Origin of the sequence: Cellulosimicrobium sp. CUA-896, assembly GCF_001942335.1 — a bacterium.
In the GTDB taxonomy this organism is placed as follows: domain Bacteria; phylum Actinomycetota; class Actinomycetes; order Actinomycetales; family Cellulomonadaceae; genus Cellulosimicrobium.
Genome location: NZ_MKKH01000032.1, coordinates 1 through 22017, shown reverse-complemented (window position 1 = coordinate 22017; position 22017 = coordinate 1). Strand labels below are relative to the sequence as shown.

The 22017-nt window shown below is 73.3% G+C and carries 18 protein-coding genes and 2 pseudogenes; 11 read left to right on the top strand and 9 right to left on the bottom strand.

Annotated features, from left to right (window positions below; genetic code table 11):
* Positions 1 to 8: 8 nt before the first annotated feature.
* Together BJF88_RS11060 and BJF88_RS23610 are read right to left on the bottom strand one after the other, a co-directional pair.
* Positions 9 to 449, bottom strand: coding sequence for a VOC family protein (locus tag BJF88_RS11060; protein ID WP_075828824.1), 441 nt, complete (start codon positions 447 to 449; stop codon positions 9 to 11).
* Between the two features lie 62 nt (positions 450 to 511).
* Positions 512 to 715, bottom strand: a complete 204-nt coding sequence (locus tag BJF88_RS23610) for a dihydrofolate reductase family protein (protein ID WP_369824577.1) — start codon at positions 713 to 715, stop codon at positions 512 to 514.
* Between the two features lie 72 nt (positions 716 to 787).
* Here BJF88_RS23610 and BJF88_RS23605 point away from each other — a divergent pair, with 72 nt between their 5' ends.
* The 5 genes and pseudogenes from BJF88_RS23605 (at position 788) to BJF88_RS11035 (ending at position 7642) form a co-directional block, all read left to right on the top strand.
* Positions 788 to 931 carry a hypothetical protein gene (locus BJF88_RS23605; protein WP_369824576.1) on the top strand — a complete coding sequence of 48 codons (144 nt, stop codon included), beginning with the start codon at positions 788 to 790 and terminating at the stop codon, positions 929 to 931.
* A gap of 468 nt (positions 932 to 1399) precedes the next feature.
* Positions 1400 to 2422: a 3-oxoacyl-ACP synthase III gene (locus BJF88_RS11050; protein ID WP_075828823.1), complete on the top strand. Its 1023-nt coding sequence runs from the start codon at positions 1400 to 1402 to the stop codon at positions 2420 to 2422.
* 65 nt (positions 2423 to 2487) lie between these two features.
* Positions 2488 to 5111: pseudogene (locus BJF88_RS11045) on the top strand (alpha/beta fold hydrolase).
* A complete protein-coding gene (locus BJF88_RS11040; RefSeq protein WP_075828822.1) occupies positions 5108 to 6118 on the top strand; it encodes an NAD(P)-dependent oxidoreductase in 1011 nt (336 codons plus the stop codon). The pseudogene BJF88_RS11045 and the gene BJF88_RS11040 overlap by 4 nt, the downstream one beginning before the upstream one ends.
* A 324-nt stretch (positions 6119 to 6442) precedes the next feature.
* Entirely contained in the window at positions 6443 to 7642 is a 1200-nt protein-coding gene (locus BJF88_RS11035) for a HEPN domain-containing protein (RefSeq protein WP_139316026.1), read from the top strand.
* A gap of 241 nt (positions 7643 to 7883) precedes the next feature.
* Here BJF88_RS11035 and metH read toward each other — a convergent pair whose 3' ends face one another.
* Positions 7884 to 11480 (bottom strand): methionine synthase, encoded by a 3597-nt coding sequence (gene metH, locus BJF88_RS11030; protein WP_075828834.1) that lies wholly within the window; start codon positions 11478 to 11480, stop codon positions 7884 to 7886.
* Between the two features lie 125 nt (positions 11481 to 11605).
* On the opposite strand from metH, the gene BJF88_RS11025 reads away from it, so the two are divergent.
* The gene (locus tag BJF88_RS11025) at positions 11606 to 12772 is read left to right on the top strand and encodes a GNAT family N-acetyltransferase (protein ID WP_083649063.1); all 1167 of its coding nucleotides are present in this window, start codon (positions 11606 to 11608) and stop codon (positions 12770 to 12772) included.
* Positions 12773 to 12920: 148 nt separating this feature from the next.
* Complete coding sequence (locus tag BJF88_RS11020; RefSeq protein ID WP_075828820.1) at positions 12921 to 14519, top strand: ABC-F family ATP-binding cassette domain-containing protein; 1599 nt, start codon at positions 12921 to 12923, stop codon at positions 14517 to 14519.
* Here BJF88_RS11020 and BJF88_RS11015 read toward each other — a convergent pair.
* The 3 genes and pseudogenes from BJF88_RS11015 to BJF88_RS23600 all read right to left on the bottom strand — a co-directional run.
* Positions 14492 to 15496 (bottom strand): SURF1 family protein, encoded by a 1005-nt coding sequence (locus BJF88_RS11015; protein WP_083649062.1) that lies wholly within the window; start codon positions 15494 to 15496, stop codon positions 14492 to 14494. The genes BJF88_RS11020 and BJF88_RS11015 overlap by 28 nt on opposite strands.
* Positions 15493 to 15741, bottom strand: a complete 249-nt coding sequence (locus BJF88_RS11010; protein WP_075828831.1) for a hypothetical protein — start codon at positions 15739 to 15741, stop codon at positions 15493 to 15495. The genes BJF88_RS11015 and BJF88_RS11010 overlap by 4 nt, the downstream gene beginning before the upstream one ends.
* Before the next feature lie 112 nt (positions 15742 to 15853).
* A pseudogene (locus BJF88_RS23600) lies at positions 15854 to 16093 on the bottom strand (DUF3099 domain-containing protein); the annotation flags it as partial.
* Between the two features lie 130 nt (positions 16094 to 16223).
* Between BJF88_RS23600 and BJF88_RS11000 the strand changes: the two are divergent.
* The 3 genes from BJF88_RS11000 (at position 16224) to BJF88_RS10990 (ending at position 18364) form a co-directional block, all read left to right on the top strand.
* The gene (locus BJF88_RS11000; protein WP_075828819.1) at positions 16224 to 16949 is read left to right on the top strand and encodes a beta-ketoacyl-ACP reductase; all 726 of its coding nucleotides are present in this window, start codon (positions 16224 to 16226) and stop codon (positions 16947 to 16949) included.
* A 108-nt stretch (positions 16950 to 17057) separates the two neighbouring features.
* On the top strand, positions 17058 to 17825 hold the full coding sequence (gene fabI, locus BJF88_RS10995; protein WP_075828818.1) for an enoyl-ACP reductase FabI: 768 nt from the start codon (positions 17058 to 17060) through the stop codon (positions 17823 to 17825).
* Positions 17822 to 18364 (top strand): histidine phosphatase family protein, encoded by a 543-nt coding sequence (locus BJF88_RS10990; RefSeq protein WP_139316025.1) that lies wholly within the window; start codon positions 17822 to 17824, stop codon positions 18362 to 18364. Before fabI ends, BJF88_RS10990 begins: the two co-directional genes overlap by 4 nt.
* Here the strand turns inward: BJF88_RS10990 and serB are convergent.
* Positions 18336 to 19049, bottom strand: coding sequence for a phosphoserine phosphatase SerB (serB, locus tag BJF88_RS10985; RefSeq protein ID WP_075828817.1), 714 nt, complete (start codon positions 19047 to 19049; stop codon positions 18336 to 18338). The genes BJF88_RS10990 and serB overlap by 29 nt on opposite strands.
* Positions 19046 to 20287 (bottom strand): glucose-1-phosphate adenylyltransferase, encoded by a 1242-nt coding sequence (gene glgC, locus BJF88_RS10980; protein WP_075828829.1) that lies wholly within the window; start codon positions 20285 to 20287, stop codon positions 19046 to 19048. Before glgC ends, serB begins: the two co-directional genes overlap by 4 nt.
* A 64-nt stretch (positions 20288 to 20351) precedes the next feature.
* Between glgC and glgA the strand changes: the two genes are divergently transcribed.
* Positions 20352 to 21569, top strand: coding sequence for a glycogen synthase (gene glgA / locus BJF88_RS10975; protein ID WP_255371965.1), 1218 nt, complete (start codon positions 20352 to 20354; stop codon positions 21567 to 21569).
* 18 nt (positions 21570 to 21587) lie between these two features.
* Here glgA and BJF88_RS19625 read toward each other — a convergent pair whose 3' ends face one another.
* A complete protein-coding gene (locus BJF88_RS19625; protein WP_158068926.1) occupies positions 21588 to 21764 on the bottom strand; it encodes a hypothetical protein in 177 nt (58 codons plus the stop codon).
* Positions 21765 to 22017: the final 253 nt, after the last annotated feature.

The window sequence follows — 22017 nt, the reverse complement described above, 5'->3', positions numbered from 1 at the left end:
CGTCGGGGTCACCGGAGCTGCTCGGCGACACCGACGATGATCCCCTCGGGTCCGCGCAGGTAGCAGAGCCGGTACGCGTCCTCGAACTGCGCGATGTCGCCGAGCAGCTCTGCGCCGTGCCGACGCAGGCGCTCGACCGTGTCGTCGATGTCGTCGACGGCGAACATCACGCGGTGCAGGCCCAAAGTGTTCGGTGGCGCGCTCTGCAGGCCGGCGTCGACCGGCACGGGCGCGAAGTAACGCGCGAGCTCGAGCCGTCCGGGACCGTCGGGCACCCGCAGCATGGCGATCTCCGACCGCATGCCGTCGAACCCGACGACACGGTCCGCCCACGGCGCCTCGATCTGCGCCCTGCCCTCGAGCTCCATCCCGAGCTCGGTGAAGAACGCGATCGCCGCGTCGAGGTCGTCGACCACGATGCCGACGTTGTCCAGCCGGTGGATCGTCATGGTGGGCCCCTTCCTCGCTGCTCAGCCGCCGACGCCTCCCTCGACGCCTCGGCCCGGCTCGCTCATGTCGCCGGTGCGGGGCGTGCCGTTGGCGAGCCCGTACCGCAGCAGCACGGTACCGGTCGGGCGGCCCCGGGCGCCTCGAGCAGCGTGAGGTTGGTCGGGACCGCCCCGCCGTCGAACACGGTCTTGCCGACGCCGAGCACGATCGGGTGCACCCAGAGGTCGAGGCGGTCGAAGAGCTTCTCTCGCAGCAGCGTCTGCACGAGGTCGAGGCTGCGACGACCTTCACGTGCTCGTGGCGCTCGCGCACCTCGCGCACCGCGGCGGGGAGGTCGGTGCCGAGCAACGTCGATCCCGCCCACGACAGGTCCGGCGTGCCGCGCGACGCGACGTACTTCGGGATGCGGTTGAAGAGCGTGGCGATGTCGTCGTCCGCGCCGCCCTCCTGGTGCGGCCAGTACGAGGCGAAGATGTCGTAGGTCCTGCGCCCGAGCAGCAGCGCGTCCGTGCCCTCGTAGGCTGCGGCGACCTGGCTCCCGGCGACGTCGTCGAGCAGCGGCGCCTGCCATCCGCCGTACGGGAACCCGTTCTCCGGGTCCTCCTCCGGCCCGCCGGGCGCCTGCCCGACGAGGTCGAGGGTCGCGAACAGCTCGATCTCGATGAGTCCCATGGTCGTCTCCCGGTCGCTCGCCGTCTCGGTCCCAGGGTGGACCGCGCCCCGCCGGGGAAGTCATCGACCAGCTCGCCGTGCCGACGTGGCGCATCCCACAACGCCGGGTTGGAACGGCGGGAACCCGCCGAGCGTCCTACGCTCGAGGACGCGGGAGCGTCGGCACCGGCCGTCGCGCCCCGCCCGGCGCGGTCGCGCGGCCGCACCGGCGGTCACGCGCCCCCGGTCGTCTCGTCGCTGAGCCGGGCGCTCGTGCGTCCGGCCGTCTGGAGCTCGTGTGTCAGGTAACGCCACCGCCAGGTTCACCAACGTCGCGCTGCTGTCCGTCACCAGCCGGCTCCCCGCCGGGGTGCGGACGTCCGCCGAGGTGCAGGAGCGTCTCGCTCCCGCGCTGCGCCGGCTGCGCCTGCCGTCCACGCTGCTGGAACGCGTCGCGGGCGTGCGCGAGCGGCGCGCCTGGACCGCCGGGGAGGACGTCGACGACGCGACGGTCGCGGCGGGGCAGGAGGCGCTCAGCGCCGCCGAGGTGGACCCGAGCGACGTCGGTCTCCTCATCAATACCTCCGTCACGCGCAAGCACCTCGAGCCGTCGGTCGCGGTGCGGCTGCACCACGGGCTCGGCCTGCCGTCGTCCGCGACGAACTTCGACGTCGCCAACGCGTGCCTCGGCTTCATCAACGGCATGAGCCTCGCCGCGGGCATGATCGAGTCCGGACAGATCCGCTACGCGGTCGTCGTGGACGGCGAGGACGCCGACCTCATCCACGACCGCACGATCGAGCGGCTGCTGCGCGAGGACCGCGACCGCGACGACTTCATGCAGGAGTTCGCCTCGCTCACGCTCGGCTCCGGCTCGGCCGCCGCCGTGCTGGGCCGCGCGGACGAGCACCCGCACGCCCACCGCGTGCTCGGCGGCGTCACCCGCGCCGCCACCCGGTTCCACGACCTGTGCGTGGGCAGCACCGACGGCATGTTCACCGACGCCAAGGCGCTGCTCGAGGGCGGCCTCGAGCTCGTCGTGGACGCCTGGAAGGACGCCGTCGCCGACTGGGACTGGTCCGCCATGGACCGGTACGTCACGCACCAGGTCTCGCGCGTGCACACGAACGCGATCGTCGAGGCGGTGGGTCTGGACCGCTCCCGCGTGCCCACCACGTACGAACGGCTCGGGAACGTGGGGCCGGCGTCGGTGCCGATCACGCTCGCCGAGGAGCAGGACACGCTCAGCGCCGGTGACCGCGTGCTCCTCATGGGCGTGGGCTCCGGCATCAACACCGCCATGCTGGAGCTGGCCTGGTGAGCGGGCCCGCCCTCACACCAGCGACCGACCGCTCCCTCCGCCCCGCCGGCACCGTCCCGCCCGGGCTGCCCGGCCTGGACCCGCGGTACAGCCACGTGCTGCGGGACGCCCGGGGCGTGAGCTGGCACTACCTCGACACGGGCCCCGAGCTCGAGCGGCGCGGTCTCGCCCCCGTCGGCACCGTGCTCGCCGTGCACGGCAACCCCACGTGGTCCTACCTGTGGCGGCGGCTCGTGACCGACTCCGTCGCCGCCGCCCAGGTTGGCGGCGCGGCGTGGCGCGTCGTCGCCGTCGACCAGCTCGAGATGGGGTTCTCCGCGCGCACGGGGGAGCACCGCCCGCTCGCCCGCCGCGTCGCCGACCTGGGCGCCTTCACCGACGCCCTCGGCCTCGCCGGGCCCGTCGTCACCCTCGGCCACGACTGGGGTGGCGTCGTCTCCCTCGGCTGGGCCGTCGACCACCCCGACCTCCTGGCCGGCGTCGCGCTGCTCAACACGGCCGTGCACCAGCCCGACGGCGCCGCGCTGCCCGCGCCGCTGCGGCTCGCGCTCGCGGGCCCCGTGCACCGGTTCGGCACCCGCACGACGTCCGCCTTCCTCGACACGACGCTCGCCCTGGCGCGCCCGCGCCTGCCTGCTGACGTCGTGGACGCCTACCGGCTGCCCTACGGCGCGGCGCACGACCGCGACGGGATCGAGGGCTTCGTCGCCGACATCCCCGTGGACGCCGCGCACCCGAGCGCGCCCGAGCTCGACCGCATCGCTGCCGGCGCCGCGCGCCTGCGCGTACCCGCCGTGCTGCTGTGGGGGCCGCGCGACCCGGTGTTCTCCGACCGCTACCTCGACGACCTCGTGCGCCGGCTGCCGCACGCGCACGTGCACCGGTTCTCCGGTGCCGGCCACCTCGTCGCCGAGGACGCGGACTGGACGCCCGCTGTCCTCGGGTGGCTCGGGGGAGAGGTGCTGTCCGGGGTCCGTGCCGGGGCGACCGGGGCCGAGGCGGTCGAGGGGGCCGATAGGGCCGACGGGGCTGATGGGGCTGACGCCGCGTCGTTCGTGCCGCTGTGGGCGGGCCTGGACGCGCGGGCGGACGACGACGCGCCCGCGGTGCTGGACATGACCGCCGCGGATGCCGACGGGCCGGCCCGGGCCGTGAGCTGGCAGGCGCTGCACCGGCAGGTGCGGCGGGTGGCCGCGGGGCTGCACGCGATCGGGGTGCGCCGGGGCGACCGGGTGTCGCTGCTCGTGGAGCCGGGGCCCACGCTGACCGCGCTGGTGTACGCGTGCCTGCGGATCGGTGCCGTCGTGGTGGTCGCCGACGCCGGGCTGGGGGTCCGCGGGCTCACCCGCGCCAGCGTGGGGCGTGGCCGCGGTTCGTCGTCGCGCAGACCAAGGGCCTGGCCGCGGCGCGCGCGCTCGGCTGGCCCGGCGTGCGGATCTCGGCCGACCCGCTCGCGCCCGCGGTCCGGCGGGCGCTGGGCGTCGCGCACGAGCTCGTCGACGTCGCGCGCGCGGGGGAGGGCGCAGCCTGCCGCCCGAGCCCGGACCCGACGACGAGGCCGCGGTGCTCTTCACCTCCGGGTCCACGGGCCCGGCCAAGGGCGTCGTGTACTCGCACGCCCGTCTCTCCGCGCTGCGGGACACGCTCGCCGAGCACTTCGACGTCGGCCCCGACACCGGTCTCGTCACGGGCTTCGCCCCGTTCGCGCTGCTCGGACCCGCGCTCGGCACCCGGTCGGTGACGCCGCGCATGGACGTCTCCTCGCCGCGCACGCTCACCGCCCGGGCCGTCGCCGACGCCGTGCGCGCGTCGGACGCGCGCATCGTGTTCCTCTCGCCCGCCGCGATCCTCAACGTGGTCGCGACCGCCGGAGCGCTCGACGACGCCGACCGCGACGCCCTCGTGCGCGTGCGCACGTTCCTCTCCACGGGCGCGCCGATCTCGGCCGAGCTGCTCGGCTCGGCCGCCGACCTCATGCCCGCGGCCACGGCGCACACCCCGTACGGGATGACGGAGTGCCTGCTGGTCACGGACGTCACGCTCGACGGCATCCGCGACGCCGCCGCGGCCCCCGACGCGGGCGTGTGCGTCGGTCGCCCCGTGCCCGGGGCGGAGGTGCTCGTCAGCGCGCTCGACGACGACGGCGTCGCGACCGGCGCGCCGTCCGCGACGCCCGGCGTGCTCGGCGAGGTCGTCGTGCGGGCCGGGCACCTCAAGGAGCGCTACGACCGGCTGTGGCTCACCGACCAGGCCGCCGAGCGCGACACCCCGCCCGGGCGCTGGCACCGCACCGGCGACGTCGGGCACCTCGACGCCCACGGCCGCCTGTGGATCGAGGGGCGGCTCGGGCACGTGCTCCGCACCGCCGACGGGCCGCTGGCCCCCGTGAGCCCGGAACAGCATGTGGAACGGGTGGCGCAGGTGCGGCGGGCCGCCGTCGTCGCGTCGGGCCCGCGGGCGTGCAGCAGGCGGTCGCGGTGGTCGAGACCGTGCCGGACGCCCGGCGCCCCGGGCTCGCGCCCGAGGCGCTGACCGCGTCGTGCGCGCCGCGTCGCCCGTGGCGCTCGCGGCCGTGCTCGTGGTGCTGCACATGCCCACCGACGTGCGGCACAACTCGAAGATCGACCGGGCGCGCCTCGCCGCCTGGGCAGACGGCGTCCTCGCCGGCGGGCGGGTGGGGCAGCCGTGACCGTCCTCGTGACCGGGGCGTCGGGGCTCCTCGGAGGCGCCGTCGCTCGCGCGCTCGTGGCCCGCGGCGACGACGTCCGCACGCTCCAGCGCCGCTCCTCCGGCGTGCCGGGCGTGGAGGACATCCGGGGCTCCGTGACCGACCCGGCGGCCGTCGCGCGCGCCGTCGAGGGCGTCGACGCCGTCGTGCACCTCGCGGCCAAGGTGTCGCTCGCAGGGGAGCCCGCGGAGTTCCACGCCGTGAACGTCGAGGGCACCCGCGCGCTCCTCGACGCGGCCGAGCGCGCCGGGGTCGAGCGGTTCGTGCAGGTGTCCTCGCCGTCCGTCGCCCACGTGGGCGCGTCCCTCGTCGGGGCGGGCACGACGCCGGCCGACCCCCGGCACGCGCGCGGCGAGTACGCGCGCACGAAGGCGGCGGCCGAGCTGCTCGCCCTGGGCCGCGACCGCCGGCGATCGTCCGGGTCGGAGGTGTCGGGCGGGACCGGGCCGAGCGTCGTCGCCGTGCGCCCCCACATCGTCTGGGGGCCGGGCGACACGCAGCTCGTCGAGCGGGTGCTCGAACGGGCGGCGAGCGGGCGCCTGCCCCTGCTGGGGCACGGCGCGGCGCTCATCGACACGCTCTACGTCGACAACGCCGCGGACGGCATCCTCGCCGCGCTCGACCGTGCCCACGACGTGCACGGCCGCGCGTACGTGCTGACCAACGGCGAACCGCGCACCGTCGCCGACCTGCTCACGGGCATCTGCCGCGCGGGCGGCGTCGAACCACCGCGGTGGCGCGTGCCGGCCGGGGTCGCGCGGGCCGCGGGCAGCCTGGTCGAGGCCGTCTGGCGTGTGCGCCCGGGCACTGACGAGCCACCGATGACGCGGTTCCTCGCCGAGCAGCTGTCGAGCGCGCACTGGTTCGACCAGCGAGCCACGCGCCGCGACCTGCGCTGGCGCCCCGCCGTGGGCGTCGACGAAGGGCTGCGGCGCCTGGCCGCGCACTACGGCGGTACTGCCGCTTAATGCACGAACGGGACCGAGGCGCGGCGGGGACCCCGTCACGAGGGCCCGCTCTGCGGGGAGCCAGAGGACAGTGCGCCAGGTCACGGCCACCCGGTGTGAGGTTCTGGGAGCACGAGGAGTCGGCGTCAGTCGCGGAACGTATCCAGGCGGCGATGTTGCCCGTACTGGCGGCGACGTTACCCAAACTGCAAGAGGAACCTCCACGGTTGAGGGCGTAGCGGTGCCCTCGATGTCACGTCTGGAAGATTGTGAACAAACGTGTCTCGATGTCCGCCTCGAACAGTCGGCTGGAATTTGGGTCTCGAGAAGGTCGGCTATGGCAGGATGCGCAACATGTCAGACCCGGGACCTGCAACCGACGAGTACGATCGCCGCGCGAACATCTACAACAACCAGTCTGGGGAGGTCACGCCTGTCCGCAAAGACCAGATCCACGGACTCGACTCGTTCATTGAAAGCTGGCGCCACAACGTCGAGTTTCCACATCAGCTGAGTTTTGGTGGCTGGCAGATGTCCGATGAGGAACATCCGGCTGGCACCGGAAGACCGGCGTATCGCCTTGTGCATAAGACAATTCGCACAATCCCCAATCCCCAGGTATCGATGCTCTATTCAAACCTTCGGATCAATGTAGGAAATGGCCAAATCACTCTTGGTGAACCTCGATTTGGCGACGCCTTGGCAGGCCGACTACCAGGTACCTTTATCGTGCCTGAGTGGGGTGAGCTCAAGCAGTCAGGGCTGGATTACGGTTACGAATGGCAACCCAATGTCAACTTGAAGTTCGAAGGTCACCAGGAGACGACGCCGCCAACAAACTACCTTGAGATCCTTTATGAGTTGCCCGAGGGTGATTGGTCGGAGTTCGACGCTATGCTGGCAGCCGGTCGAGCGGGAGTCGCTGAACTCACTGCAATGATCGACTTTATGTACGGCGCGCGGCTACTTGGGCCGATACTCACAGAGGAAGTCGGTGAAGTGTTTGAGGACTGGCACTGGAACCGTCTGCTCGGGGGTCGTTCGCTGGGAATGGAGAGCCAGGCTCGCATGGAAGTCCTTGACGGTCAGCGCTTCATCGATCTCGTGGGTTCGGCGATCGAGAAGCGGCTTGAGCTTCCGGCGGAAGAGCGGGCACGACTCAAGGTGGCATCCCAATGGTATTGGCGCGCGGACTCCGAGTTGGATCGCGTACAGAAGTACATCGCCTACTGGCTGTGCATCGAGGCACTCGAGCTCGGCGAGAACGCCAACATTAAGCCAGTGAAATTGGCGGTTGCGCGGATTCTTGAGATTGACCATAAGTCGGCCAGCGCGGCGGTCGGCGAGATGTATCGCATTCGGAATGGTCTAGTCCACGGTGTCGTTCGGGTGGTGGAGAAATCCGCCCTGAATCGCGTTGAGGCATTGGCCGTGGTGCTGCTTGAGGAGCACAGCCTTGGAACGGTCTCTGATCAGCGTCGAGACGCTTTGAGATTGGCCGTCGAACTGGCGAAGCTGCCCAAAGCGAACCGGGACCAGAACTGACGCATCAGCGGGAAGGTGAATCCGCCAGTGGGTATCCCGCAAGAATGCTGCGGCACGTGCAAGCGCCCGTCCGGGAACGCCTCATGGGCCCGGTTCACGTACCCGTCTTGGAACGGCTTAAACTAACAGAGAACTAGATTGCGACCATCCAGACCTTCAGGTCCTGGCCGCGCAACAGCGTCGCCGCAGATCACGCCCACCGAGGGTCGGGTCGACCAGCCGGGACGCATCTTGAAGAACGTCAGACGGAGAAGTACTTTGCCTCGGGGTGATGCAGGATAAATGCGTCCGTCGACTGCTCCGGGTGGAGCTGGAGCTCCGCCGAGAGCTCGACGCCGACGCGCTCGGGGCGCAGGAGCTCGACGACCTTGCGGCGGTCCTCCATGTCCGGGCACGCGGGGTAGCCGAGCGAGAAGCGCGCGCCGCGGTACTCGAGCTTGAACATGCCTTCGGCGTCCGCCGGGTCCTCGTCCGCGAACCCGAGCTCGGCGCGCACGCGTGCGTGCCACATCTCGGCGAGCGCCTCGGTGAGCTGTACCGACAGACCGTGGAGCTCCATGTACTCGCGGTAGTGGTTCCCGGCGAACAGCTTTGCGGTGTGCTCGTCGACGCTCGCGCCCATCGTCACGAGCTGGACGGGCAGGACGTCGTACCGGCCCGTCTCCTCGACCCAGGAGCGCGGCCGCACGAAGTCGGCGAGGCACAGGTGCCGGTCGCGGCGCTGGCGCGGGAACGTGAAGCGCAGCCGCTCCGTCCCCGGTTCGCCGCCCGAGCCCCCGTCCGGCGCACCGATCCCCGCGAGGCCCGCCCTGTGGTGCGCCACGACGACGTCGTCTCCTTCGGACCACACGGGGAAGTACCCGTACACGACCGACGGGTCGACGACGCCCTCGGTGCGGATGCGGTCGAGCCACGCGTTGAGCCGCGGCCGGCCCTCGGTCTCGACGAGCTCCTCGTACGACGCGCCGTCGTCCCCACGACCGGGCTTGAGGCCCCACTGGCCCATGAACGTCGCGCGCTCGTCGAGGAACGCCGCGTACTCGGCGAGCTGGAGGCCCTTGACGAGGCGCGTGCCCCAGAACGGCGGCTCCGGCACCGGGTTGTCGGCCGCGACGTCGGACCGCGCGGGCAGGTCCTCCACCGGCGTCTCCGTCACGGTGACCACCGCGTGCCGGCGCTTCTTCAGCGCGGGCAGCCCGACGGCGTCGGGCGACTCGCCCCGCGCCACGCGGACGAGCGGCTCCATGAGCCGCAGCCCCTCGAACGCGTCGCGCGCGTACCGCACGACGCCGGGGAACTGGCCGGCGAGGTCGTCCTCGACGTACGTCCGCGTGAGCGCCGCGCCGCCGAGGAGCACGGGCCAGCGCCCGGCGAGCCCGCGGGACTCCAGCTCGGCGAGGTTCTCCTTCATGACGACCGTCGACTTCACGAGCAGCCCTGACATGCCGATGACGTCGGCGTCGTGCTCCTCGGCCGCCTCGATCATCGCCGAGATCGGCCGCTTGATGCCGATGTTGACGACCGTGTAGCCGTTGTTGGTGAGAATGATGTCGACGAGGTTCTTGCCGATGTCGTGCACGTCGCCGCGCACGGTCGCGAGGACGATCGTGCCCTTGCTCCCGGTGTCGGCGCCCTCGGCCCGCTCCATGTGCGGCTCGAGGTGGGCGACGGCCGTCTTCATCGTCTCCGCGGACTGCAGGACGAACGGGAGCTGCATCTCGCCGCGGCCGAACAGGTCGCCGACGACCTTCATGCCCTCGAGCAGGTGGTCGTTGACGATGTCCAGGGCCTTCATGCCGTCGGCGAGGGCGGCGTCGAGGTCCTCCTCGAGGCCCTTGCGCGCACCGTCGACGATGCGCCGCTCGAGCCGTTCGCCCACGGGGAGGGCGGCGAGCTCTGCCGCCCGCGCGTCCTTGAGCGCGGCGGAGTCCACGCCCTCGAACAGCTCGAGCAGCCGGGCGAGCGGGTCGTGCACGAGGTTCCCCGCGTCGTCGTAGCGACGACGGTCCCAGACCAGGTCGAGCGCCGCCTCGCGCTGCTCGTCGGGGATCTGCGCGAGCGGCAGGATCTTCGCCGCGTGCACGATCGCCGAGTCGAGGCCTGCCTCGACCGCCTCGTGGAGGAACACTGAGTTGAGCACCGTCCGTGCGGCCGGGTTGAGCCCGAACGACACGTTCGACACCCCGAGCGTCGTGTGGATGCCGGGGTAGCGGCGCGTGATCTCGCGGATCGCCTCGATCGTCTCGATGGCGTCGCGCCGCGTCTCCTCCTGGCCCGTGGCGATGGGGAAGGTCAGCGCGTCGACGATGATGTCGTCGACGCGCAGGCCCCAGTCGCGCGTGAGCGTCTCGACGAGCCGCGTCGCGATCGCGACCTTCCCCTCGGCCGTGCGCGCCTGCCCCTCCTCGTCGATCGTCAGCGCGACGACCGCGGCGCCGTGCTCGACGACGTGCGGCATGATCCGGGCGAACCGCGACGTCGGCCCGTCGCCGTCCTCGAAGTTCACCGAGTTCACGACGGCACGACCGCCGACGAGCTCGAGCCCCGCCGCGATGACGTCGGGCTCGGTCGAGTCGATGACGAGCGGGAGCGTCGACGCGCTCGCGAGCCGCGAGACGACCTCCCGCACGTCCGCCACGCCGTCGCGACCCACGTAGTCGACGCACACGTCGAGCAGGTGCGCGCCGTCGCGCGTCTGGGCCCGCGCGATCTCGACGCACTCCTCCCAGTTCTCGGCGAGCATCGCCTCGCGGAACGCCTTGGACCCGTTGGCGTTGGTCCGCTCGCCGATCGCGAGGACGGACGTGTCCTGGTGCAGGTCCGTGTGGGAGTACAGGCTCGCGACGCCGTTCTCGCGCTGCGGGTGGCGCTCCGCCACGGGGCGCGCCCGCACCGCCTCGACGACGCGCAGAAGGTGCTCGGGCGTCGTGCCGCAGCACCCACCGACGAGCCCGAGCCCGAACTCGCCGACGAACTGGGTGTGCGCCGCGGCGAGCTCGTCGGGCGTCAGCGGGTAGGTCGCGCCGTCCGGCCCGAGCACCGGCAGCCCGGCGTTCGGCATGCACGTCACGGGCATCTCCGCGTGCCGCGCCAGGTGGCGCAGGTGCTCGCTCATCTCCGCCGGCCCGGTCGCGCAGTTCAGCCCGATCGCGTCGACGCCGAGCGCCTGGAGCGTCGTGAGCGCCGCCCCGATCTCCGAGCCCATGAGCATCGTGCCGGTCGTCTCGACCGTGACCTGCGCGAGGACGGGGACCGATCGCCCGACGTCGCGCATCGCCGCGTGCGAGCCGTTCACCGCGGCCTTCGTCTGCAGCAGGTCCTGGCTCGTCTCGACGAGGATCGCGTCGACGCCGCCGTCGAGGAGCCCGCGCGCCTGCTCGGCGAACGTGTCGCGCAGGTGCGCGTACGTCGTGTGCCCGAGGCTCGGCAGCTTGGTGCCCGGGCCCATCGACCCCAGCACCCAGCGCGGGTGGTCGGGCGTCGCGAACGCGTCGGCCCGTTCGCGCGCGATGCGCGCCCCCGCGGCGGCGAGCTCGCGGATGCGGTCGTCGATGCCGTAGTCCGACAGGTTCGACCAGTTGGCCCCGAAGGTGTTCGTCTCGATCGCGTCGACGCCGACCTCGAGATAGGCGTCGTGGACGGACGCGATGATGTCGGGGCGCGACACGTTGAGGATCTCGTTGCACCCCTCCAGACCCTCGTAGTCCTCCAGCGACGGGTCCTGGTCCTGGATCATCGTGCCCATGGCGCCGTCCGCGACGACCACGCGCGTGCGCATCGCGTAGGCGAGGGCCTGGGAGCGGGTGTCGGCGAGGTCCGGAGAGGCGGAGACGGGCATGGGGGAAGCGTAGGTCGCCACGGGCGTGCGGCGGCGGCCCGTCTCTCGGGCTGGTCGTGCGGGACGGCGCGACTGCGGGGACAATCCGCGTGCCCGACGCCGCGCGCTCGCCTAGCGTGGACCTCATGTCCTCGTCCTCCACCTCCACCCCCACCTCCTCTGCTGCTGCGACGTCCACCGACGCCGCCTCCTCCGCCACGTCACCCCTCGAGCCCATCGCCGTGCGGGCCGCCGCGCCGGCGACCCTGCCGCCCGTGACCGCGGGCGACCTGACGTGGCGCCCCGCGACGCCGGACGACGCGCCCGCGCTGCTCACGCTCAAGAACGAGATCGCGGAGGCGGACGACGAGCCCTTCCGCGAGTCGATCGGGGAGGTGCAGGACCTGTTCACGCCGACCTGGCGCACGTTCGACACCGACTCGCTCGTCGGCGAGGACGCGGACGGGACGCTGCGCGCGTGGGCCCTCGTCGACACGGCGCCCGGCGACGTGCGGACCGTCCGGACGTTCCTGCACGGAGGTGTGCACCCGAGCCACCGCGGGCGCGGCATCGGGCGCGAGCTGCTCGCCTGGGAGGTCGCGCGCGGACGCCAGCTCCTCGCCGCGAGCGGCAAGGAGATCCCGGCCCGGATCACGCTCTACGCCGAGGACAGCGCGCCCGAGAGGACGGTCCGCCTCTACGAGCGGTTCGGCTTCGCGGCGCGCCGGTACTACTCCGAGCTGCGGCGCGACCTCGCGCAGGACGTCCCCGAGGTCGACCTCGACGGGTCGCTGCGCGTCGTGCCGTTCTCGGACGAGCTCGACGAGGCCGCGCGACTGGCCCACAACGACGCGTTCCGCGACCACTGGGGGAGCGAGCCCCGTTCGCGCGAGTCGTGGGCGCACGGGCGCAGCGAGTTCGCGCCGCAGTGGTCGTTCCTCGTGGTCGACGACGCACCCGACGCCGACGCCCTGCTCGCCGACCCGCACACCGACCCGGAGACGGCCGCCGCGCTGCGGGCGGGCGAACCGCTCGTCGTCGGCTACGAGCTCGCGGGACGCTACGACGAGGACTTCCCCGTGCGCGGATACACGTTCGGGTACACCGAGCTGCTCGGCGTCCGCCGCGGCTACCGCGGACGTCGGGTCGCCGTCGCGGCGCTCGCGGCGGGGATGCAGGCGTTCGCGGCCGACGGCATGCAGTACGCGGCGCTCGACGTCGACACCGAGAACCCGTCGGGCGCCCACGGGCTGTACGCGAGCCTCGGGTACGAGAAGGTGTCCGGTTCGCGGATGTACTCGATCGAGCTCTGAGGTCGGCGGGGCGGGCGCGGGCCGTCCGGACCGGGACCGCCCGTAGAATCGTCGCGGCCCGCACCGCGGGCCGGCCCCCGCCCGGTAGCCCCGCGGCGCGGCGGCCGGCCGCCGTCGGCCGTCCCGTACCCCTCGAGAGGACCCTCCCGTGATCACCGCCCACGGCGTCGAGCTGCGCGTCGGCGCCCGTGTCCTGCTGCACGAGGCCACGTTCCAGATCGCCGCCGGCGACCGGATCGGCCTCGTCGGACGCAACGGCGCCGGCAAGACGACGCTGACGAAGACGCTCGCGGGGGAGACCCAGCCCACGGCGGGGAAGATCACGCGCGGCGGTGACATCGGCTACCTCCCGCAGGACCCGCGCACCGGCGACCTCGACGTCGTCGCGCTCGACCGCGTGCTCTCCGCCCGCGCCCTCGACACGATCGTGCGCCAGATGCGCGAGACCGAGGGCGCGATGGCGAGCGCGGACCCCGAGACCCACGAGGCCGCCATGGCCCGGTACCCGAAGCTCGAGGCGCGCTTCCTCGCCGCCGGCGGGTACGCCGCGGAGAGCGAGGCGCACCGCATCACGACCAACCTCGGTCTCGACGAGCGGGTCCTGGCGCAGCCGCTCGGCACGCTCTCCGGCGGCCAGCGCCGCCGCATCGAGCTCGCGCGCATCCTGTTCTCGGGTGTCGAGACCCTGCTCCTCGACGAGCCGACGAACCACCTCGACGCCGACTCGATCATCTGGCTGCGGGACTTCCTCAAGGCGTACTCCGGCGGCTTCGTGGTGATCTCCCACGACGTCGAGCTGCTGCGCGCCACGGTCAACAAGGTGTTCCACCTCGACGCGAACCGCGGCGAGCTCGACCAGTACAACCTCGGCTGGGACGGCTACCTCGCGCAGCGCGAGCAGGACGAGCGCCGTCGCCGGCGCGAGCGCCAGAACGCCGAGAAGAAGGCGGGCGCCCTGCTCGCCCAGGGCGAGAAGATGCGCGCCAAGGCCACGAAGGCCGTCGCCGCGCAGCAGATGATGCGCCGCGCCGAGAAGCTGCTCGCGGGCGTCGAGGGCGAGCGGCAGAGCGACAAGGTCGCCAAGCTGCGGTTCCCGAAGCCCGCCCCGTGCGGGCGCACGCCCCTCACCGCGAGCGGGCTGTCCAAGGCGTACGGCTCGCAGGAGGTCTTCGCCGGCGTCGACCTGGCGATCGACCGCGGCAGCCGCGTCGTCGTGCTGGGGCTCAACGGCGCCGGCAAGACGACGCTGCTGCGCATCCTCGGGGGCGTCGAGCAGCCCGACACGGGCGAGGTGCACCCCGGGCACGGCCTGAAGATCGGGTACTACGCGCAGGAGCACGACACGCTCGACATGGACGTGACCGTGGTGGAGAACCTGCGCCACGCCGCCCCCGACCTCACGGACACCCAGGTGCGTTCGGTGCTCGGGTCGTTCCTGTTCTCGGGCGACGACGCGGACAAGCCGACGCACGTGCTGTCCGGCGGGGAGAAGACACGCCTCGCGCTCGCGACGCTCGTGGTCTCGGCGGCGAACGTGCTGCTGCTCGACGAGCCGACGAACAACCTCGACCCGGCGTCCCGCGAGGAGATCCTCGGCGCGCTCAAGACCTACGAGGGCGCCGTGGTGATGGTCACGCACGACGACGGCGCCGTCGAGGCGCTCGAGCCCGAGCGCGTGCTCCTCCTGCCCGACGGCGACGAGGACCTGTGGAGCGACGACTACGCGGAGCTGGTCTCGCTCGCCTGACCGCGATCGAGCTGGGCGTCGATCAGCGCGTCCTCCTCGTCCTCCGCGCTCGGACGCCGGGCGCGCGGCTCGCGGCGGGGTCGCGCGGTTCCGTCCTCGTGCTCGGCGAGCAGGTCGCCTGCCGTGAGCGTCCCCGCCTCGCCGCGGGCGTCGCGGCGGTCGCGACGCACGAGCAGCCAGAAGCCCGCGAGCGCACCGAGCGCGAACACGCACCACTGGAAGGCGTACGACAGGTGCGAGCCGGGATCGGTGTCGGGCTTCGGCAGCGCCTGGAGCCGCTGCGCGGGCGCCGGGTCCTCCGACCTCAGCTGCCCGTACGCGCCGACGGTACGTCCCTGCGCCCAGCCGCCGCCGTCCGGGCCGGCGGCGAGCACCTGGTCGGTCGAGATCGCCTGCACCTGCCCGTCGGGCGCGCCCCGTCCGGACGCGGGCTCGTCGGCGCGCAGCGTGAGGGTCGCCTCGACGACGCCGTCGGGGGCGTCCGGCACGTCCCCGGGCGTGACGGCGTCGGTGCCGAGCGGCACGAACCCGCGGTCCACCACGACGACGAGCCCGTCCGGGGCGGCAGGCGTGGGCTCGGTGACGAACGGCACGAGGACGTGGAACCCGGGGCTGCCGCCGACGGGACGGTTGCGCAGCAGGACCGTGGCGTCGTCGGCGTACCGGCCCTCGACCGTCACCGGCCGCCACACGTCGGCGGGGTCCAGCGCGGCCCCCGGGCCCGTGACCACGTCCGCGAGGGGGACCGGCGCGGCGGTGTAGTTCGCCTCGATGCGCTGGATCTCGGCCTCGCGGTCCACGTAGCGGTTCCACTGCCAGCGCCCGGCCACGAGGCACAGCGCGACGAGCACCACCACGCCGACGGCGAGCGTCACCCACTGGCGCGGGGTACGCGGCTGGTGGGCGTCCGCCGTCTCGCGCTGCGGCGTCGGGACCGGCGTGAGGCGCTGCGTCGCGGGGAGGGGCGCAGGCGTCACGGGGTCGTCCGGCGCTCGAGCTCGTCGACGGGGACCGTCGTGCGCCAGAACGAGCGCGCGCCGAGGAACGTCTCGAGGTGCTCGCGGTGGTCGTCGCACGCGAGCCACACCTTGCGGCGCTCGGGGGTGTGGAGCTTGGGGTTGTTCCACAGCAGCCCCCACGCCGCGGGCTCGCGGCAGCCCTTCGCGCTGCACACGAGCTCGTCGTCGCCGACGGGGTCGGCGATGCCCAGCACGTCGATCACCGGTCCTCCTCGGGTCGGTCCCCGGGCCGAGGCCGCGGCCACCGGGCGCACCGCCGGGCGGCAGCTGCTGGTGCTCCATCGGGGACGTGTCGTAGTGGGCCTGGTCGCGTCCGGCGTTCGCGAACAGCACGGCGCTGTACGGCAGCACGACAGCCGCCGCGGCGAGCACGAGCGTGAGCCAGGGCAGCCGGTCCGCGACCGCGATCGCGGCGAGGAAGCACACGACACGGATGCCCATCTGCACGAGGTACCGGCGCGTGCGGCGCGCCTGGTCCTGCGCCAGCGGCTCGGGCGCGGCGGTGATGCTCGGGACGGGGTCGACCGGCCGCCCGCCCGCGCGTCGTCTGCTCACCCATCCAGTCTACGTTTTGTGCGGACCCCACAAAGCGCCTGGGGGAGGTGTGACGGTCCGCGCGCGCACCGCGCCGGGCGCGCACGGTAGGTTCGGCACGTCCCCCGATCGTCCCCACCGAGGAGCACCCGTGTCCGAAGCCACCTCAGCCGCCCCGCGCACCGTCGTCGTCACCGGCGCCGCCCGGGGGATCGGACGCGCCGTCGCCGAGCGGTTCGTGGCGAACGGGGACCGCGTCGCCACGGTGTACCGCGGCGGCGACCTGCCCGACGGGGTGATCGGTGCCGTGGCCGACATCACGGACACGGCCGCGGTCGACGCGGCGTTCACCGAGATCGAGGACGCGCTCGGCCCCGTCGAGGTGCTCGTGGCCAACGCGGGCGTGACGCGCGACCAGCTCCTGCTGCGGATGACCGACGAGGACTTCGAGTCCGTGATCGACGTCAACCTCACGGGCACCTTCCGCTGCGTGCGCCGTGTGACGAAGGGCATGATCCGGCAGCGCCGCGGGCGCATCGTGCTCGTCTCCTCCGTCATCGGCCTCTACGGCGGCGCCGGCCAGGTGAACTACGGCGCGTCCAAGGCCGGGCTCGTGGGCATGGCGCGCTCGATCACGCGCGAGCTCGGCTCGCGCGGCATCACGGCGAACGTCGTCGCGCCCGGCTTCATCGACACGGCCATGACCGCCGAGCTCCCGCAGGAGCGCCAGGACGCGTACAAGGCGCAGATCCCCGCGGGCCGGTTCGCGCGGCCCGAGGAGGTCGCCGGGGTCGTGCAGTTCCTCGCGTCCGACGCCGCCGCGTACGTCTCCGGGGCCGTGATCCCGGTCGACGGCGGCCTCGGCATGGGGCACTGAGCCCCGGCGCACGTCCCGTGGCGGGCCCCGCCCCCTCTTCTCCAGCACGTTCTTCAGTACGCTCGCCCCAGCGCGCCCGCCCACCGGGTGCACGACGGAAGGAAACCGATGGGTCTGCTCGACGGCAAGAAGCTCCTGGTGACCGGGGTCCTCACGGACTCCTCGATCGCGTTCCACGCGGCGCGCCTCGCCCAGGAGGAGGGCGCCCAGGTGGTCCTCTCCTCGTTCGGCCGTCAGATGAAGCTCACGCAGGCCTTCGCCAAGCGCCTGCCGGTCGAGGCTCCCGTCGTCCAGCTCGACGTCACCGACCAGTCCGACCTCGACGGCCTCGCCGACGCCGTGCGCGAGCACGTGGACACCCTCGACGGCGTCGTGCACTCCATCGGTTTCGCGCCCCAGTCCGTGATGGGCGGCAACTTCCTGTCGGCCGCGTGGGAGGACGTCGCGACCGCGCTGCAGGTCTCCACGTTCTCCTACAAGTCGCTCGCGACGGCGGCGAGGCCGCTCATGACGGACGGCGGCGCGCTCGTCGGGCTCACGTTCGACGCGCAGTTCGCCTGGCCGGTGTACGACTGGATGGGCGTCGCCAAGGCGGGCCTGGAGTCGGCCAACCGCTACCTCGCGCGCGACCTCGGCCCGGACGGCATCCGGGCGAACCTCGTGTCCGCCGGCCCGATCCGCACCACCGCCGCCAAGTCGATCCCCGGCTTCGAGACCATGGAGGACGCGTGGCCGGACCGCGCGCCGCTGGGCTGGGACCAGACGACGGCCGAGCCGGCCGCGCGCGCGGTCGTCGCCCTGCTCTCGGACTGGTTCCCGGCGACGACGGGTGAGATCGTGCACGTCGACGGCGGCGTGCACGCGATGGGTCAGTGACGGCCGTGACGCCCGCCGCGGACGGCGCTGTGCACCGGCTCGTCCTGCTGCGCCACGCCAAGGCGGAGCGCGCCGGCGCGGTCGACGACGTCCTGCGCCCCCTGCGGCTCGACGGTCGTCGCCAGGCCGGCCGCGTCGGCGTCGCGCTGCGCGACGGCGGCCTCGTGCCGGAGCGCGTGCTGTGCTCGTCCGCGCTGCGCACCCGCCAGACGTGGGAGCTCCTCGCGGCGCACCTCGGGGACGCGGAGCCGGAGCTCACCGTGAGCGACGCGCTCTACGCGGCCGACGTCGAGGACGTGCTGGGCCTGGTCCGGCAGACCGACGCCCGGGTGCGCACGCTCCTCGTCGTCGGGCACGAGCCGACCATGGCGGCGACGGCGTCGTTCCTCGCGGACCCGGCGTCCGACGGCGGTGCGCTCGCCCAGGTGCAGGTCGGGGTGCCGACCGCCACCTACAGCGTGCTGGAGTCCGCGGAGCCCTGGGAGACGTGGGGCGCGCGCGGCGCGCTGCTCACCTTCGTGGGCCGGCCGCCGGCCTGACGTCCTCCACCTGGCGCCGCGCGGCGTCCGCCCGGTCCACGACGTCGAGCACCGCGTCGAGCCGGGGGCCGTCGACGGCGTACGGCGCCTGCCGGCGCACGAGCGGCTTGGCGGCGAACGCGATGCCGACACCCGCCGCGGCGATCATGTCGAGGTCGTTGGCGCCGTCGCCCACGGCGATCGTGTCCTCGGGCTCGACGCCGAGGCGGGCGGCGAAGTCGAGCAGGGTCGCCGCCTTGGCGGCGCGGTCCACCACCGGCCCGATCGTGCGGCCGGTGAGCCGGCCGCCGGACGCCTCCAGCCGGTTGGCGCGGTAGAGCGTGATGCCCAGCTCGGCGGCGAGCGGCGCGACGACCTCCTCGAAGCCGCCGGAGACGAGGCCGACCTCCCAGCCGCGCCGCCGCGCCTCGGCGACGAGCTCCGGCGCGCCGGCCGTGAACGTCGCGCGGCGACGGACGTCCGCGAACGCCTCGACCGGGACCCCCTCGAGCGTCGCGACGCGCTCGCGCAACGACGCGGCGAAGTCGATCTCGCCCCGCATCGCCCGCTCGGTGACGGCCGCGACCTGCTCACGCGTGCCGGCGTGGTCGGCGAGGAGCTCGATGACCTCCTGCGCGATGAGCGTCGAGTCGACGTCCATGACGAGCAGGCGTGCGGGTCGCGCGCCGGTGGGCGACGTGCTCACTCGACGACCGTGCCCTTCGGCACGACCGTGATGCCGCTGTCGGTGACGGTGAAGCCGCGGGCGCGGTCCTGCTCGGGGTCGAGACCGATGCGCGCCTGCTCCTTGATGACGACGTTCTTGTCGATGATCGCCCGGTGCACCTGCGCGTGGCGGTGCACCTGCACCCCGTCCATGAGCACGGAGTCCGAGACCGACGACCACGAGTGGAGGTAGACGCCGGGGGACAGGACGGAGCCCACGGCCGTCGCCCCGGAGATGATGACGCCGGGGGACACGATCGAGTCCGCGGCGTGACCGAGCCGGCCGCGGCCGGCGTGCACGAACTTCGCCGGCGGCAGGCCCGTGTACCCGGTGTGCAGCGGCCACTCCTCGTTGTAGAGGTTGAACACCGGCGTGACCGCGATGAGGTCCTTGTTCGCCTCGTAGTACGAGTCGATCGTCCCGACGTCGCGCCAGTAGTCGCGGTCGCGGTCCGTCGAGCCGGGCACGTCGTTGCGGATGAAGTCGTAGACGGAGGCCGCGCCCTTCTCCACGAAGGCGGGCACGATGTCGCCGCCCATGTCGTGGCGGGACTCGCCGTCCGCGGCGTCGGCGGTGACCGCGTCGACGAGGGCGTCGGCGTCCATGACGTAGTTGCCCATCGACGCGAGCACCTCGCGCGGGGAGTCGGGAAGGCCGACCGGGTCCTTCGGCTTCTCCCGGAACGCCGCGATCCGCGTGGGGTCCTTGGCGTCCGTCTCGATGACGCCGAACTGGTCCGCCATGGTGATCGGCTGGCGGATGCCCGCGACGGTGAGCTGCGCGCCCGACTCGACGTGGGCGTCGACCATCTGCGAGAAGTCCATGCGGTAGACGTGGTCCGCGCCGACGACGACGACGATGTCCGGCCGCTCGTCGTCGATGATGTTGAGGCACTGGTAGATGGCGTCGGCGCTGCCGAGGTACCAGTGCTTGCCGACGCGCTGCTGCGCCGGCACCGGGGCCACGTAGTTGCCGAGCAGGGCCGACATGCGCCACGTCTTGGTGATGTGGCGGTCGAGGCTGTGCGACTTGTACTGCGTGAGCACCACGATCTTCAGGTAGTGCGAGTTCACGAGGTTCGACAGCGCGAAGTCCACGAGCCGGTAGATGCCGCCGAACGGCACGGCCGGCTTCGCCCTCGACTCCGTGAGCGGCATGAGGCGCTTGCCCTCGCCCCCGGCGAGGACGATGGCGAGGACTCGGGGTGCGGCGGCCATGCCCGCACGGTAGTCCCTCGGGTGGGACCCTCGCAGCACGACCCGCATCCTGGTGGGCTAGCGTGTGGCGCGTGAGAGTCGACCTGCTGACCCGCGAGTACCCGCCCCACGTCTACGGCGGTGCCGGCGTGCACGTCGCCGAGCTCTCGAGCGTGCTGCGCCGCCACGTCGACGTGCGCGTGCGGTGCTTCGACGGGCCGCGGGGCGAGGACGGCGTCACGGGGTACTCGGTGCCCGGCGCCTGGCGCGGTCGAACGCCGCGCTCGGCACCTTCGGCGTCGACCTCGAGATGGCCGGGGACGTCGCGGGCGCCGACCTCGTCCACTCCCACACCTGGTACGCGAACCTGGGCGGGCACCTGGCGGGCCTGCTGCACGGGGTGCCGCACGTGGTGTCCGCGCACTCGCTCGAGCCGCTGCGCCCGTGGAAGGCCGAGCAGCTCGGCGGCGGGTACGCCCTGTCGTCCTGGGCGGAGCGCACCGCGTACGAGGGCGCGGCCGGCGTGGTGGCCGTGTCGGCCGGCATGCGCGAGGACATCCTGCGCGTGTACCCGCAGGTCGACCCCGCGAAGGTGCACGTCGTGCACAACGGGATCGACCTCGACGGCTGGCGGCGCCCGGAGCGCGAGGCCGACGTCGTCGTCGCCGACCGGGTCGTCCGCGAGCTCGGGATCGACCCGCAGCGGCCGGCCGTCGTCTTCGTCGGCCGCATCACGCGCCAGAAGGGGCTCTCGTACCTCCTGCGCGCGGCACGCTCGCTCCCGCCCGAGGTGCAGCTCGTGCTGTGCGCCGGCGCTCCCGACACGCCGGAGATCGCCGCCGAGGTGAGCGGTGCCGTCGAGGTGCTGCAGGCGGAGCGCACCGGCGTCGTGTGGATCGAGCAGATGCTGCCGCGCGCCGAGCTCGTCGCCGTGCTCGCGGCGTCCACCGTCTTCGTGTGCCCGTCGGTGTACGAGCCGCTCGGCATCGTCAACCTCGAGGCGATGGCCGTCGGCCTGCCGGTGGTCGGCACGGCGACGGGCGGCATCCCGGAGGTCGTCGACGACGGCGTGACGGGTCTGCTCGTGCCGATCGACCAGGCCGACGACGGCACGGGCACGCCGCTCGACCCGGACCGCTTCGTCACGGACCTCGCGGACGCCCTCACGCGGGTGGTCTCCGACCCCGCGCGCGCCGCCGAGATGGGGGCGGCCGCGCGCCGCCGCGTCGAGGAGCACTTCGCGTGGGACGCGATCGGCGAGCGCACGCTCGACGTCTACCGGACGGTGCTCGCGCAGTCCTGACGCGTCACGCGCAGCGCGTCACGCCCGGGTGCCCTCCACCCAGAGCGTCGCGGCCCCGACCGCACGGCGCGAGGCGCGGTCGACCTCGCGCAGGGCGGTCGACCGCTGGTCGGCCTGCCACAGGTTCACCGCGCCGCCGTCGTCGACGGTGGCCAGCTCGACGATCGCCCGCAGCCGGACCGCCTGCTCGAGCACGCGCACCGCGCGGGCGTCGAGGTCGCGCGGCAGCTGCCAGCCGGGGGCGCCGCCCGAGCGCAGGCCCGCGATCGCGCCCGCCGCCGCTCGCGCCAGCGCGCCACGTCGAGGGTGTCGAGCGCCTGCGTCGCGACGAGCAGGGCGGTGCGCAGCTCCCGCTCGGCCTCCGCGAGGTTCCCGCTCGCGCCGCGCGCACGCGCGTCGTCCACGGCGCGACCGTCGTGACGTGCCACGTGACGAGGTGGCCGGGCTC

What these genes read in the sequence shown, in the direction of transcription:
- BJF88_RS11035 (WP_139316026.1), top strand. Translation starts at nt 6,443, where the DNA reads ATGCGCAACATGTCAGACCCGGGACCTGCAACCGACGAGTACGATCGC.
- BJF88_RS11060 (WP_075828824.1), bottom strand. Translation starts at nt 449, where the DNA reads ATGACGATCCACCGGCTGGACAACGTCGGCATCGTGGTCGACGACCTC.
- BJF88_RS11025 (WP_083649063.1), top strand. Translation starts at nt 11,606, where the DNA reads ATGTCCTCGTCCTCCACCTCCACCCCCACCTCCTCTGCTGCTGCGACG.
- fabI (WP_075828818.1), top strand. Translation starts at nt 17,058, where the DNA reads ATGGGTCTGCTCGACGGCAAGAAGCTCCTGGTGACCGGGGTCCTCACG.
- glgC (WP_075828829.1), bottom strand. Translation starts at nt 20,287, where the DNA reads ATGGCCGCCGCACCCCGAGTCCTCGCCATCGTCCTCGCCGGGGGCGAG.
- metH (WP_075828834.1), bottom strand. Translation starts at nt 11,480, where the DNA reads ATGCCCGTCTCCGCCTCTCCGGACCTCGCCGACACCCGCTCCCAGGCC.